Source organism: Streptomyces sp. NPDC003327 (genome assembly GCF_053589515.1).
Genome location: NZ_JBSFSA010000002.1, coordinates 1 through 13005 on the forward strand (window position 1 = coordinate 1; position 13005 = coordinate 13005).

15 protein-coding genes and 1 riboswitch are annotated in these 13005 nt (G+C 74.4%); of the genes, 5 read left to right on the top strand and 10 right to left on the bottom strand.

Features of this window, described 5'->3' with window-relative positions:
* The 5 genes from amaP to ACWDVG_RS01670 form a co-directional block, all read right to left on the bottom strand.
* A partial coding sequence (gene amaP / locus ACWDVG_RS01650) for an alkaline shock response membrane anchor protein AmaP (protein ID WP_451695117.1) occupies nucleotides 1–587 on the bottom strand: 587 nt, incomplete at its 3' end.
* A 4-nt stretch (nucleotides 588–591) separates the two neighbouring features.
* Nucleotides 592–1275 carry a DUF6286 domain-containing protein gene (locus ACWDVG_RS01655; RefSeq protein ID WP_451695118.1) on the bottom strand — a complete coding sequence of 228 codons (684 nt, stop codon included), beginning with the start codon at nucleotides 1273–1275 and terminating at the stop codon, nucleotides 592–594.
* Nucleotides 1272–1724, bottom strand: coding sequence for an Asp23/Gls24 family envelope stress response protein (locus ACWDVG_RS01660; RefSeq protein ID WP_451695120.1), 453 nt, complete (start codon nucleotides 1722–1724; stop codon nucleotides 1272–1274). The genes ACWDVG_RS01655 and ACWDVG_RS01660 overlap by 4 nt, the downstream gene beginning before the upstream one ends.
* A gap of 6 nt (nucleotides 1725–1730) precedes the next feature.
* Nucleotides 1731–1922 (bottom strand): hypothetical protein, encoded by a 192-nt coding sequence (locus tag ACWDVG_RS01665; RefSeq protein WP_451695122.1) that lies wholly within the window; start codon nucleotides 1920–1922, stop codon nucleotides 1731–1733.
* A gap of 55 nt (nucleotides 1923–1977) precedes the next feature.
* On the bottom strand, nucleotides 1978–2463 hold the full coding sequence (locus tag ACWDVG_RS01670) for an Asp23/Gls24 family envelope stress response protein (protein WP_451695124.1): 486 nt from the start codon (nucleotides 2461–2463) through the stop codon (nucleotides 1978–1980).
* Between the two features lie 93 nt (nucleotides 2464–2556).
* Between ACWDVG_RS01670 and ACWDVG_RS01675 the strand changes: the two genes are divergently transcribed.
* A complete protein-coding gene (locus ACWDVG_RS01675; protein ID WP_451695125.1) occupies nucleotides 2557–3288 on the top strand; it encodes a hypothetical protein in 732 nt (243 codons plus the stop codon).
* 65 nt (nucleotides 3289–3353) lie between these two features.
* Here ACWDVG_RS01675 and ACWDVG_RS01680 read toward each other — a convergent pair whose 3' ends face one another.
* From ACWDVG_RS01680 to ACWDVG_RS01690, 3 genes are all read right to left on the bottom strand, one after another.
* Nucleotides 3354–4154, bottom strand: coding sequence for an enoyl-CoA hydratase/isomerase family protein (locus ACWDVG_RS01680; protein WP_451695127.1), 801 nt, complete (start codon nucleotides 4152–4154; stop codon nucleotides 3354–3356).
* Nucleotides 4155–4287: 133 nt separating this feature from the next.
* Nucleotides 4288–4509, bottom strand: a complete 222-nt coding sequence (locus ACWDVG_RS01685) for a helix-turn-helix domain-containing protein (protein ID WP_006123601.1) — start codon at nucleotides 4507–4509, stop codon at nucleotides 4288–4290.
* Nucleotides 4510–4853: 344 nt separating this feature from the next.
* Nucleotides 4854–6452 (bottom strand): ABC-F family ATP-binding cassette domain-containing protein, encoded by a 1599-nt coding sequence (locus ACWDVG_RS01690; protein WP_451695128.1) that lies wholly within the window; start codon nucleotides 6450–6452, stop codon nucleotides 4854–4856.
* Between the two features lie 268 nt (nucleotides 6453–6720).
* Here ACWDVG_RS01690 and ypfJ point away from each other — a divergent pair, with 268 nt between their 5' ends.
* Together ypfJ and ACWDVG_RS01700 are read left to right on the top strand one after the other, a co-directional pair.
* Nucleotides 6721–7611 (top strand): KPN_02809 family neutral zinc metallopeptidase, encoded by an 891-nt coding sequence (gene ypfJ / locus ACWDVG_RS01695; RefSeq protein WP_451695130.1) that lies wholly within the window; start codon nucleotides 6721–6723, stop codon nucleotides 7609–7611.
* A gap of 73 nt (nucleotides 7612–7684) precedes the next feature.
* Entirely contained in the window at nucleotides 7685–8086 is a 402-nt protein-coding gene (locus ACWDVG_RS01700) for a VOC family protein (protein WP_451695131.1), read from the top strand.
* Between the two features lie 70 nt (nucleotides 8087–8156).
* Here the strand turns inward: ACWDVG_RS01700 and ACWDVG_RS01705 are convergent, their stop codons facing one another.
* Nucleotides 8157–9611 (bottom strand): hypothetical protein, encoded by a 1455-nt coding sequence (locus tag ACWDVG_RS01705; protein WP_451695133.1) that lies wholly within the window; start codon nucleotides 9609–9611, stop codon nucleotides 8157–8159.
* Nucleotides 9612–9688: 77 nt separating this feature from the next.
* Nucleotides 9689–10816 (bottom strand): alpha/beta hydrolase, encoded by a 1128-nt coding sequence (locus ACWDVG_RS01710; RefSeq protein WP_451695135.1) that lies wholly within the window; start codon nucleotides 10814–10816, stop codon nucleotides 9689–9691.
* 391 nt (nucleotides 10817–11207) lie between these two features.
* Between ACWDVG_RS01710 and ACWDVG_RS01715 the strand changes: the two genes are divergently transcribed.
* Entirely contained in the window at nucleotides 11208–12476 is a 1269-nt protein-coding gene (locus ACWDVG_RS01715; RefSeq protein ID WP_451695137.1) for an anion permease, read from the top strand.
* A 12-nt stretch (nucleotides 12477–12488) separates the two neighbouring features.
* On the top strand, nucleotides 12489–12710 hold the full coding sequence (locus tag ACWDVG_RS01720) for a hypothetical protein (protein ID WP_451695139.1): 222 nt from the start codon (nucleotides 12489–12491) through the stop codon (nucleotides 12708–12710).
* A 127-nt stretch (nucleotides 12711–12837) separates the two neighbouring features.
* Nucleotides 12838–12982: riboswitch (cobalamin riboswitch) on the top strand.
* The last annotated feature ends 23 nt before the right edge of the window (nucleotides 12983–13005 follow it).

A 13005-nucleotide genomic window follows, 5' to 3' on the forward strand; every position in this document is an offset into this window, starting at 1 on the left:
CAGGTGACGCGGCGGGCCCGGTGCTTCACGGCGCGCAGGCGCGCCTCGGTGGGCAGCTCGGCGAGGCCCGCCGCCGTCCGGGCGTGGGCGAGCGCGCGCGTGCTCAGACCGTTCAGGGCCTCGCCCGGGGAGGCGTGGGGCTCCAGGAGCAGCGCGATCCGGGTACGGGGGGCGGAGCGGCGGCCGGTGAGGGAGACCTTCGCCCGCGCCACGCCCTCCTCGGCCGTGGCGTCCGCCTCCAGGACGCTCTCCAGGGCGCGGCCCCGCACGACCGCCTCCTCGCCGTCGCCGGTGTCCACGACGACCTCGGCGAGCCGGGCCCGCCGGAACTGGACGAGCAGCCACCACAGGGCGAGCAGGACGAGGAGGCCGAGGACGGCGATCACCACCGGCCACCACCAGCCCTCCTCGCGCCACCGGGTGCGGTCGGCGGTGGAGAGCAGGACGTCGGAGGGCCCCGACCAGGGCCACCAGGAGGGCACGGACAGGCCCGCCCCCGCGGCGAGGACGGCGCCGCCGACGAGGACGAGGAGCAGCCCGGCGAGGCCGAGCAGCACGCGGTTGACGCGCCGGAGGACGACCGTCACCGGCTCACCCCTTTCGGTTCGGACGGGCGACCCGCACGGTCAGCGCGGGCGGGCTGGCGAGGCCGAGGCCGACGATGCCGTCGGCGAGGGCGCTCTCCACGTCGGTGCGGACCTCGTCGAGGTCGCGGAAGTGCGAGACGGCCCGGGCGTTCACCTTGGCGCGGCCGACCTTGACCCGGACGGACTGGACGCCCGAGACCTCCATCGCCCGGTCGCGCAGGGTCAGCGCGGCGGCCTCCCGGTCGAGTCCGGCCCGGACGTCGGCGTGGTCGCGCCGCATGGGAAGGACGGCGCGGAGGCCGGGGGTGAGGGCGAGGACCAGGAGCCAGAGGCCGACGAGCACGGCGAGCGCCGCGCCGACGCGGACCCAGGTGTCGTCGAGGGGCCGGGTGGCGAGCCCGTTGGCGAGCTCGCGGCGCCAGGCCATGGCGTCGTGCTCGGCCCGGACGGCGGCCACGTCGTACAGGAGCAGGCCGGTGGCGCCGAGGACGACCGCGGCGAGGAGGGCCGCCGGGATGCGGCGGACGGACCAGAAGCGGCGGGCGGGTGTGCCGGAGGCGGCGCCGAGGACGGGTACGGAGGTGCTGTCCGCGCCCGGAGCGTCCGGGTCCGTGCGCGTGCCGGTGACGGTGCCGCCGGAGGCCGGGTTCGTGCCCGTACCGGGGTCCGGTCGTGGTGCGGTGGTCATGCGAGGCGTCCTCTCCCGGCGGTGGACCGGGTGTGCGCGGAGTGGAGGCGCTCCACGTGCACGGAGACCTCGTGGACCTCCATGCCGGCGAGCTCCTCCACCCGGCTGCGGACCCGGCCCCGGACGGCGCCGCACTGGCGGCCGACGTCCGAGGGGTAGTCGAGTTCGAGGCTCACCGAGACCCGGGCGACGTCACGGTGGACGGCGACCGAGGCGTGCGGCGGCGAGGCGCCCTCCGGGACCCGGCCGAGGCCCTCCCGGGCCGCCTGTGCGGCGATCTTGGCGACGACCCGGTCGGCGATCGTGGTCGCGCCCCGGTCCCGTACGGGATCGCGGGCCGGGTCCCGCCCGGCGGGAGCCGGGAGCCGGGCGGGGTTCGCCGCCGGACCCGGCCCCCGGCCGGCCGGGTCCTTCGGGTCGGCCGGGTCCGTCGCGGAGTGCGCCGTCACCCGCCGTCACCGCCGCCGCTCGCCGCTGCCGCGGCCCCGGAACAGGTCTCCGGGTTCGAGGTCGCCGTCGAGGAAGCGGCCGGCCACGAAGCCGATCGCGCCCAGGGCGGCGACCAGCAGGAACGCCCCGAATCCGCCGAAGTATCCGGCGAAACCCAGAGCCATGCCGGCCAGGAGGCCGACCACCGCCATGCTCATTGTGCGAGCCCCTTTCCACGGGTCTCCTCGGGCGGCCCGAGCGGGCCGCCGACGGTTACTGCAGCTTGGACTCCGGCTCGTCTTCCTCTTCGTCGGGCAGCTTCACATCGCTGACGGCGATGTTCACCTCGACGACTTCCAGGCCCGTCATCCGCTCCACCGCGGCGATGACGTTCTCGCGCACGTCACCTGCGACGTCCGCGATGGAGACGCCGTAGTCGACGACGATCTCCAGGTCGAGCGCGGTCTGCACCTCGCCGACCTCGGCCTTGACGCCCCGGGTGACGCTCGCCTTGCCCCCGCCGCCGCCCGGCACCCGGTCCCGTACGGCTCCGAAGGTGCGGGAGAGGCCGCTGCCCATGGCGTGGACGCCGACGACGTCCCGGGCGGCCATGCCCGCGATCTTCTCGACGACGCCGTCGGCGATCGTGGTCCTGCCACGCTCGGCCGGTGCGCCCGTCCCCCGCTTGGTCACGCTGGTCCGACGCGCCTCGCGCTGTTCGCCGCCCGCTGCGCCGCCGGTCTGTGCGGTGTCCGTCATCACGTTTAGCCCCTTCTGGGATATTTCGGGGTTCCTCGCCCACACTAAGGGCGCTTGCCCCGTCTCGCCCCGGGGATGCGGCAGGCTGGGGGAATGACGACGGCTGAGGGTGGATGGAAGACGGCGGTGCGGGACCGTCTGGCGGCGGGCAGGCTGCTGCCGCTCGGTGCGGCGGCGGACGGCGCGTGGATCACGGAGCGGGCGGCCCGGGAGGTACTGGGCCGGGCCGCCTCCGCGGTACGGGACGTGGTGCCCGGCGCGATGCGCGTCGGGCCCGGCGGGGAGGGCGGTTCCGACGGCGGGCCGGAGCGGGCGGGCGATCCGCCGCTCCCCGTACCGCCGAGCGGGTTGCCGCCGGGGCCGCTGCGGATCACCGCCGCGTTCGGGGCGGTGGCCGGGCGGCCGGTGCCGGACCTCGCGGCGGAGCTGCGCGGGGCCCTGTTCGCCGCGGCGGCTGACGGGCTCGGGCTCGACGTGACGGAGGTGGACCTGCGGGTGACGGAGCTGCTCGACGCGCCCCCGCCGCCCCCCTCCGCGCCGTCGAAGTCGCCCATGCCTCCGTCAGGGGCGCCCTCGCCCGCGAGCACCTCCCCCGCGACGGACGATCCCCTGGCGCTCGCCGTTCTGGCGGTCGCGGGAGTGGCGGCGGTGACGGACACCTTCGGGCCGCCCGTGCACCGGGGCCCGGGCGGAGAGGTACGGGTCGAGCTGGCGGTGACGGCCGGGCGGCGCGCCCTCGACGTGGCGCGCGCGGCCCGTGCGGCCGTCACCGCGGCCGCCCCGGAGGCGACCGCGGTCACGGTGCTGGTCTCGGACGTGCGGTAGCGCATCGCCCGCAGGGACGGGGACGGCCCGCACAGGGGGGTGCGGGCGCCCGCGCGGGAGGGCGGTCAGTCGCCGAGGCCCGTCAGGTCGCGCAGGCGGCGGGCCTGGGCGGCGCGCTCGGCGACGCGCTGCTCCTCGTACGAGCGGCCGGAGACGCCCTGGAGCAGCGCCTTGGTCTCGACGACCGCGTCGCGCGGGGCCGCGAGCAGGGCGGCGCTCAGGTCCCGTACGGCCGCGTCGAGTTCGGCGGCGGGCACGGCGATGTTGGCCAGGCCGATCCGCTCGGCCTCCTCGGCGTGGACGAAGCGGCCGGTGGCGCAGATCTCCAGCGCGCGGGCGTAGCCGACGAGCGAGACGAGCGGGTGCGTCCCGGTGAGGTCCGGGACGAGGCCCAGGCTGGTCTCGCGCATGGCGAACTGCACGTCCTCGGCGACGACCCGCAGGTCGCAGGCGAGGGCGAGCTGGAAGCCGGCACCGATGGCGTGCCCCTGGACGGCCGCGATCGACACGATGTCGCTGCGGCGCCACCAGGTGAACGCGTCCTGGTACTCGGCGATGACGGCGTCGAGGTCCGCGTCGGAACCGCGCGCCAGGTCGAGGAAGGACGGCTCGCCGTCGAAGCCCTCGGGCGTGAACGCCTGCCGGTCGAGTCCGGCGGAGAAGGACGCGCCCTCGCCGCGCAGCACCACGACCCGCACGCTGCCGGGCAACGACCGTCCGGCCTCCGTCAACGCCCGCCACAGAGCGGGAGACTGGGCGTTGCGCTTCGCCGGGTTGGTCAGGGTCACCGTGGCAACGGCGTCCTCGACGGTGAGCCGTACACCGTCCTTGTCGAACACGAGCTCAGAGTCGTCGAGCGTAGTCATGGGGCGCCTCCGGTTCCGGTGCAGCACTGCATGTGACATGCCAAGTGACTGCACAGTAACCACCGGGTCGGCCACACGGTCGACCGGGTGCCCACCGGGGAGGTCCCGGTGGGCCGGACGAGCCGCCCCGATGTCAGGCCGAGGCCGCCTTCTTGCCCCGTGTCGCTCCGCCGCGTCCGCGCAGCGTGACTCCGGACTCACTGAGCATCCGGTGGACGAATCCGTAGGAGCGGCCGGTTTCCTCGGCCAGCGCCCGGATGCTCGCACCGGAGTCGTACTTCTTCTTCAGGTCTGCCGCGAGCTTGTCGCGCGCGGCGCCGGTCACCCGGCTGCCCTTCTTCAGAGTCTCGGCCACCCGTGCCTCCTCATGGGAAGTGCGCTCTGGACTTCTCATGATCACCCCTTCCGGACGTCCTGGCCACCCATTCGACAAGGTCCGTGCCGCCGGGTTTGTGGACGGGTGCGTCGTCATCACGAACGGAATTTCAGATTCCAAGTGGCCCGAGAGCCTCACCCGGGTGGACCTCCGGGGGAAGCAGCAGGTCAGCGGCGCACGGGGAACAGACGTACGGCGCGGGCCTGCCGGAAGGATTCGGCAGAGCACCGCGCCGGGGGTACGAGACGCCCTCACTCAGATGAAGGATCACGCATGAGCCGAATGATCCAGCCCCGCATGATCCAGCCCGGGGTCGGGCGGCGTCAGGCCAGGGCCACCAGGTCCGCGTAGTCCGCGCCCCAGAGGTCCTCGACGCCGTCCGGGAGGAGGATGATCCGCTCCGGGTCGAGCGCCTCCACGGCGCCCTCGTCGTGGGTGACCAGGACGACCGCGCCCTTGTACGTCCGCAGGGCGCCGAGGATCTCCTCGCGGCTCGCGGGGTCCAGGTTGTTGGTCGGCTCGTCGAGGAGCAGCACGTTCGCGGAGGAGACGACCAGGGTGGCGAGCGCCAGCCGGGTCTTCTCGCCGCCGGAGAGCACACCGGCCGGCTTGTCGACGTCGTCGCCGGAGAAGAGGAAGGACCCGAGGACCTTGCGGACCTCGACGAGGTCGAGGTCGGGCGCGGCGGAGCGCATGTTCTCCAGGACGGTGCGCTCCGGGTCGAGGGTCTCGTGCTCCTGGGCGTAGTAGCCGAGCTTGAGGCCGTGGCCCGGGGTGACCTCGCCGGTGTCGGGCTGCTCGACCCCGCCGAGGAGCCGGAGGAGGGTCGTCTTGCCCGCGCCGTTGAGGCCGAGGATGACGACGCGGGAGCCCTTGTCGATGGCGAGGTTCACATCGGTGAAGATTTCGAGGGACCCGTAGGACTTGGAGAGTCCCTCGGCCGTCAGCGGGGTCTTGCCGCAGGGCGCGGGGTCCGGGAAGCGGAGCTTGGCGACCTTGTCGGAGACCCGGACCGCCTCGAGACCGGAGAGGAGCCGCTCGGCGCGCTTCGCCATGTTCTGGGCGGCGACGGTCTTCGTGGCCTTGGCGCGCATCTTGTCGGCCTGCGAGTTGAGGGCGGCGGCCTTCTTCTCGGCGTTCTGCCGCTCGCGCCTGCGGCGCTTCTCGTCGGCCTCGCGCTGCTGCTGGTAGAGCTTCCAGCCCATGTTGTAGACGTCGATCGTGGAGCGGTTGGCGTCCAGGTAGAAGACCTTGTTGACCACGGTCTCGACGAGGTCGACGTCGTGGGAGATCACGATGAAGCCGCCGCGGTAGGTCTTGAGGTAGTCGCGCAGCCAGATGATCGAGTCGGCGTCGAGGTGGTTCGTGGGCTCGTCGAGGAGCAGGGTGTCGGCGTCCGAGAAGAGGATGCGGGCGAGCTCGATGCGGCGGCGCTGACCACCGGAGAGGGTGTGCAGCGGCTGGCCGAGGACCCGGTCCGGCAGCCCCAGGGCGGCGGCGATCGTGGAGGCCTCGGCCTCGGCCGCGTACCCGCCCTTGGTGAGGAACTCGGTCTCCTGGCGCTCGTACTGCTTGAGGGCCTTCTCGCGGGTGGCGCCGCTGCCGGTGGCGATGCGCTCCTCGTTCTGCCGCATCTTGCGGAGCAGGACGTCGAGGCCGCGGGCGGAGAGGATGCGGTCGCGGGCCAGGACGTCGAGGTCACCGGTGCGCGGGTCCTGCGGGAGGTAGCCGACCTCGCCGGAGCGGGTGATGGTGCCGCCGGCCGGCTGGCCCTCGCCCGCGAGGCACTTGGTGAGCGTGGTCTTGCCCGCTCCGTTGCGGCCGACGAGGCCGATGCGGTCGCCCTTGGCGACGCGGAAGGAAGCGGACTCGATGAGGACGCGGGCGCCGGCGCGCAGCTCGATGCCGGAAGCGGTGATCACGGACAGACTCCAGAACGGTGGGGATCGGGGCGGGAGGACGGCTGGGGATCGGCTTCGACGCCGCTAACCCACGAGGAGAATGGCCATGCGGCCAGTCTAACGGGCGCCTGCAACTGGTTTTCGGCCATGGACCGCGAATGACGGAAACCCCACATTTCCCTGCACATCTCCCATGTCACGCATGACGCTCATGTCACGCATGCCACGCACAAGGGGTGAACGGCACCGCGCTGCCCGATACTCGGCTCAGACGCGAAGGGTGGTGGCCATGCAGTTCGACGACAAGGCCGGTCTGGACACCTCTGAGGTGCGGGACGTCCGGGGCAGCCGCATCCCGGGCGGCAGGGCCACCGTCGGCGGCGGCGTCATCGGCGTCGTCGCCCTGGTCCTGGGGCTCCTCTTCGGGGTGGGCCCCGACCAGCTCGGGCTCTCCTCGGGCGGCGACGAGCCGGCCGCGACCTCCTCGTCCGCGGCCCAGCTGGAACGGAGCTGCCGGACGGGCGCGGACGCCAACGCCCGCGAGGACTGCCGGATCGTGGCCGTCGTCAACAGCCTCCAGGACTACTGGCGCGGTGAGTACGCCCGCCGGGGCGGCAGCTACACCGCCGCCCCGACCGTGCTGTTCACCCAGCGGGTCGGGACGGCCTGCGGCGCGGCGACCTCGGCCGTCGGGCCCTTCTACTGCCCCGGTGACCGGCGGGTCTATCTGGACCTGGGGTTCTTCGAGGAGCTGCGCACGACGTTCGGCTCGACGGGCGGGCCGTTCGCCCAGGCGTACGTCGTCGCGCACGAGTACGGCCACCACGTCCAGAACCTGATGGGCACGCTCGGCCGGGCCCAGGACGGGCGGACCGGCGCGGACTCCGACGCCGTGCGGGTCGAGCTCCAGGCGGACTGCTACGCCGGGGTGTGGGCACGCCACGCGACGACCACCCCGGACGACAGGACGGGCCGGCCGCTGCTGACGGCCCTCACCGACCAGGACATCCGGGACGGCCTGGACGCGGCGGCGGCGGTGGGCGACGACCGGATCCAGGAGCGGTTCCAGGGCCGGGTGACCCCGGAGAGCTGGACGCACGGCTCGGCGGCGCAGCGGCAGCGGTGGTTCTACGACGGCTACCGGACGGGTGACATGGCCCGGTGCGACACCTTCCGCTGAGTTGTCGGTGGGGCCTGCCAGACTGAGACGCGGGTCACAATCGACCGCATCGACGCGAGAGGACGTGTGTGCGATGGCCGAGGCACCCCACATCTGCCCGACGCTGACGTACCGGGACGCGAAGGCCGCGATCGCCCAGCTCACCGAGGGCCTCGGCTTCACCGCGACGGCCGTGTACGAGAGCGAGGACGGCCGGGTCCAGCACGCCGAGCTGACGTACGGCAACGGCATGGTGATGCTGGGGAGCAGGGGCACCGGCAGCGAGTTCGACAAGCTGATGGCGGACGCCGGGCCCGTGGGCGTCTTCGTGCACGTGGACGACGTGGACGAGCACCACGCGCGCGCGGTCGCCCACGGCGTCGAGATCGTGATGCCGCCCACGGACCAGGAGTACGGCTCGCGGGACTACATGGCCCGCGACGCCGAGGGGAACATCTGGAGCTTCGGCACGTACGTCCCCGGCGCCGCGGAGTAGGCCCGGCGGGCGGACCGGGGGCGGGCCCCGGCGGCGTCACCCGCCCGGGAGGCCCCGGTCCGGCGAGCCGTCAGGCGCCCCCGGTGTGGACCTGGAAGGCGGCGCGGCGGACCGCCTTGGCCAGGGCCGGGTCGGGGTGGGCGGCGGCCAGGGCGACGAGGACCTGGACGGTGCGCGGGTGGCCGACGGCCCGGACCTCGTCGAGCAGGGCGGGCACCGTGCCCTGCACGGCCGAGTCGAGGTGCCGGACGAGCAGCGCGCTCTCGCCGTGGTCGGCGACGGCCGCCGCGGTGTCCACCCAGAGCCAGGTGGCCTCCTCGCGGGTGAGGACCTCGGGCGCGTCGTCGGGGTCGGCGCCCTCGTACTCGGCGAGCCAGAGCAGCGCGTACGGGCGGAGGGACGGCTCGGTGACGGCGGCCCGCACCTCGGCCTCGGCGGGGGCGCCGACGACGCGGAGCGCCTCGAAGGCGAGCCCGCGCAGCAGGGCGTCCTCGCCCCGGGCGACGGCGAGGAGCTCGGCGACGGCGCTGGAGAGGGTGCGGGCGGCGAGCCAGGCGCGGTACTCGTCGCGGGCGGGGCCGGGGGTGAGCCGGGCGCAGCCGCGGAGCATGTCCTCGGCGGACTGCTCGATGTTGCCGGCGGGGCTCTGCGCGGCGACGCAGATCTGCTCCAGCTTGACCCAGACCGCCCAGTTGCCGAGCGGGGTGAGGGTGGCGTGACGTCCCTCGGGCCCCTCGTCGAGGGTGAGCGCGCCGACTTCGGCGAGCCCTTCGAGGGCCCAGTCGAGGAGCGCGGGCAGTCCGTCGGCGGCGGGCCCCTCCCCCTGCGCCGCCGGGTCGGAGGTGTCGGCCGGGTCGGGGGCGTCGGCCGGGTCGGGGGCGTCGGCCGGGTCGGGGACCTCGCAGCGTTCCCCGCGGAGTTCCTCGACGCGCTGGGCGAGCAGGTCGAGGAGGGCGGGCAGGGCGACGGGGCCCTGGGAGAGCTGGAGCAGCGAGAGCACTTGCGGGACGGCCTCGACGACCTCGGCGACGGCGCCCGGCGCGACGCCCTCGGGGGCCGGGGGGACCAGCGACCAGGCGTCGAAGAGCGCGACCCAGCCGCGCAGGACGGCGGAGTCGTCGCGGTCCCACGCGTGCAGCCGCCAGCCGGGGCGGGCGGTGTCGCCGTGGAGTTCGACGAGCCCGGCGAGGCGGGCGCTGTCCCAGCCGGCCCGGACCTGGGCGGTCGTCAGGTCGAGGGCCGCGGCGGCCCGTTCGCGGGCGGGGAGGGCCTCGGGACCGGTGCGGGGCGCGAGTTCGGCGTCCGGCGACGTGGCCGCCCAGCGGGCGATGCGCACGGCGTCGGCGAGGACGAGCCGCGCCTGGCGGGCGAGTTCCGCGCGGGGCGGCGTGCCCTCGGGCGGGCGCGGCGCGGGCCGGGTCCGCCGGGTCGTCACGGCCCGTCTGGCCGTGGCGAGCGCCCGCGGGCGGACGAGTCGGAGTCTGGAGTTGCGCGCCAATGGTTCATCGGGCTTTCGAGACGTCACGGGGGCAGTCTTCCCGCTGACGGCCCGAAAGCCCAATCGGAATCCGCAGTGCCGTCGGGGCGGGCCCCGGCGGGGCCTCACAGGAAGGGCGTGAGGAAGCGGCGCAGGGCCTCTTCGTAGCGCACCGGGTCGGCGTTCCACATCGCGGTGTGCGGCGCGTTCCGCACGGTCCGGAGGGTGACGAGGCCGGGCCGGCGGGCGGCGAGCTCCACGCTGGGTTCCCAGGGGGCGAGGGTGTCCTCGGGGCCGTGGAACAGGAGGACGGGGACGCGCAGGGCGTCCGGCGCGCAGGCGGCTTCGAGCCGGTCGCCGTGGGGGCCCGTCCTGCCCCGGGCGGCGCGGACGGCGAGCGGTACGAGGGGGGCGGGGACGCGGCGGGCCGCGGCGAGGTTGCGGAGGGTGGCCTCCCAGTCGAGGACCGGGGAGTCGAGGACGAGGCCGCGGATCCGGTCCCGTACGCCCGACTCGGCGGCGGCGCGCAGGGCCATGGCGGCGCCGGTCCCCCAGCCGTGCAGGACGACGTGGGCGGCGCCGCGCCGGACGGCGTAGCGGATGGCGGCGTCGACGTCGCGCCACTCGGAGTCGCCGAGCTGGGCGAGGCCGTCGGGGCTCGGCGGGGCGCCCTCGTCGCCGCGGTAGGCCGGGACGAGGACCGGGACGCGGCGGCGGGCGTAGAAGAGGCCGAGGTTGAGCGCGTGCTCGCGGGTGGCGCCGAGGCCGTGCAGGGCGATCACCCAGGTGGGGCGGGGCCCGGAGACCAGCCAGGCGGGCAGGGGGCCCAGCTCGCCGGGAATCTCCAGGTCCTCGTGCGGGAGGCCGAGGGCGGTGGTGGGGGTGCCGAGGTGGAGCTGGGGGGTGAGCCGGACGCGGGCGCCGGGGCCGGGGGCGCCGAGCTCGACGCGTTCCAGGCGGCGGACGACGGTGTCGGCGGTGTGCGGGACCCGGTCGAGGACGGGGCCGAGGACGGCGTGCAGGCCGGGCGCCTCCATCCCGTACGTACCGGGGCGCAGGGAGGCGAGGCTGCGGGTGAGGGTGATCCGTTCGGGGCCCGTGGCGTGCACGGTGAGCCGTGGTTCTCCCGGGAAGGGGCGGCCGGACGAGGCCCTGAGGGCGACGTCGCTGGCGTACCGGCCGGCCGCGACCGCGGCCGCGCCGACACCGAGCAGGGTGGTGACGGCCGCTGCCGTCGCTGTAGCCGGGCGCACGCTCCCAGTGTCGGCAGGGCGGGGGCGGGCTGCCACCGGACGGGGCCGATCGGATCGGAGGAGGGCCGTCCGCCCCGGACCGTCCGCTGCGGGGCGGCCACTCCGGGGAGTGACAAGGGTCTCCTCGCGGGGTCCCCCGGACGGCTGGTCCGTCCAGGGAGCGGACCGGGCGGGCGGACGGTAACCCCGCGGGGGCGGCATGTGCCCGGGGATCGCCGGGATTACCCGGGGTTGGGGGTGTTCGCATGGTGGACAACCGGCCCGCCGAAGCGCGAAGCGGAATGTCTTGACACCGGTTCGGGACACCATGCCGCCCGGCCCAGTTCACCTTCCGTTCACCCAGGTTGCTTACGTTCGACGAGCCACTGACGTCAAACGATTGCCTGGGTAAATGGAACACATCACGCTGCTGCTCGCCATTGTGGTCGTGACAGCTCTCGTGTTCGATTTCACGAACGGTTTCCACGACACCGCCAACGCGATGGCCACGACCATCTCGACCGGTGCGCTCAAGCCGAAGACGGCGGTGGCCATGTCCGCCGTGCTGAACCTCGTCGGCGCCTTCCTCTCCGTGGAGGTCGCCAAGACGATCTCCAAGGGACTCGTCAACGAAGAGGGCATCCAGCCAGAAGTCATCCTCGCCGCACTCGTCGGCGCCATCCTCTGGAACCTCGTGACCTGGCTGGTCGGACTGCCGTCCAGCTCCTCCCACGCCCTGATGGGCGGCCTCATCGGCGCGACCGTGGCCTCGATCGGCGTCAGCGGCGTCAACGGCGGTGTCGTCGTCACCAAGGTCCTCATCCCGGCGGTCGCCGCCCCGATCGTCGCCGGCGCGGCCGCGATGCTCGCCTCCCGCCTCACGTACCGCCTCGACCGGAACGTGAACGCCAAGACGTCGGAGAAGGGCTACCGGGCCGGCCAGATCGCCTCCGCCGGTCTCGTCTCGCTCGCCCACGGCACCAACGACGCCCAGAAGACCATGGGCATCATCACCCTCGCCCTGGTCGCAGGCGGCGCCATCGCCCCCGGCTCGAACCCGCCCCTGTGGGTCATCGTCTCCGCCGGCCTGGCGATCGCGCTCGGCACCTACCTCGGCGGCTGGCGCATCATCCGCACCATGGGCAAGGGCCTCACCGACCTCCAGCCGCAGCAGGGCTTCGCCGCGCAGACCAGCGCCGCCACGGTCATCCTGGCCTCCTCGCACCTGGGCTACTCCCTCTCGACCACGCACGTCTGCTCCGGCGGCGTCATGGGCGCGGGCCTCGGCCGCAAGGGCGGAGTCGTCCGCTGGTCGACCGCCACCCGCATGTTCGTCGCGTGGGGCCTGACCCTGCCGGCCGCCGGCCTCGTCGGCGCGGGCGCCGAGTTCGTCGCCCGCCAGGGCGACTGGGGCGTCTACACGGTCGCGGCCTTCCTCGTCGCCTCCTGCGTGGCCATCTGGCTGATCTCCCGCCGCCAGGTGGTCGACCACACCAACGTCAACGACGTCGAGTCCGGCGACGACGAGCCCGCGGGCGTCGTGACCACCGCCATCGCGGCCGTCACCCCGCCGCCGGCCGGCACCGTCGCCGCCGTCGCGGACGAGGACCTCAAGACCACCATCCCGGCGCCGGCTCCCACGGACCCGGCCGCTCCCCCGGCCCCCGCCGCAGCGGTGTAAGGAACGAACGACATGAAGATCGACTGGGCAGCTCTCGGCTCCGTCTTCGGAGTCAGCCTCGTGGCGACCGTCGCCCTCGTGGGCCTCTTCACCCTCGGCATCATCGGCCTCGGCAAGCAGGAGGAGGCCGCCGCCCAGGGCGGCTCCGCCGCCCTGGCCCGCACCGGCGCCTACGCCTGCTTCACCCTGTGCGCGGCGGCCGTGGCCTACGGCATCTACCTGATCGTCGCCTGACGGCCCCCGGGCCGACAGTCCGCACGTGACCGGCGGGGCGGTCCGCACCTCAGGGTGCGGGCCGCCCCGTCGCCGTGTCTGTGGCGCTCCGCACAGTGACCCCCCGCAGGTCAAGGTGAGTTGACGGTTGTTCTCGGCGCGTGGTGGACTGCCGGGGCCATTACGGCGGCAAGGAAGAGGAAGTCCGGTGCGATTCCGGCGCGGTCCCGCCACTGTGACCGGCCCCCGCCAGGGGTCCGGGAGCCAGGAACTCTCGCCGCCGGTCACGTCGATCCAGGGCGCGGACCCTGAGTGA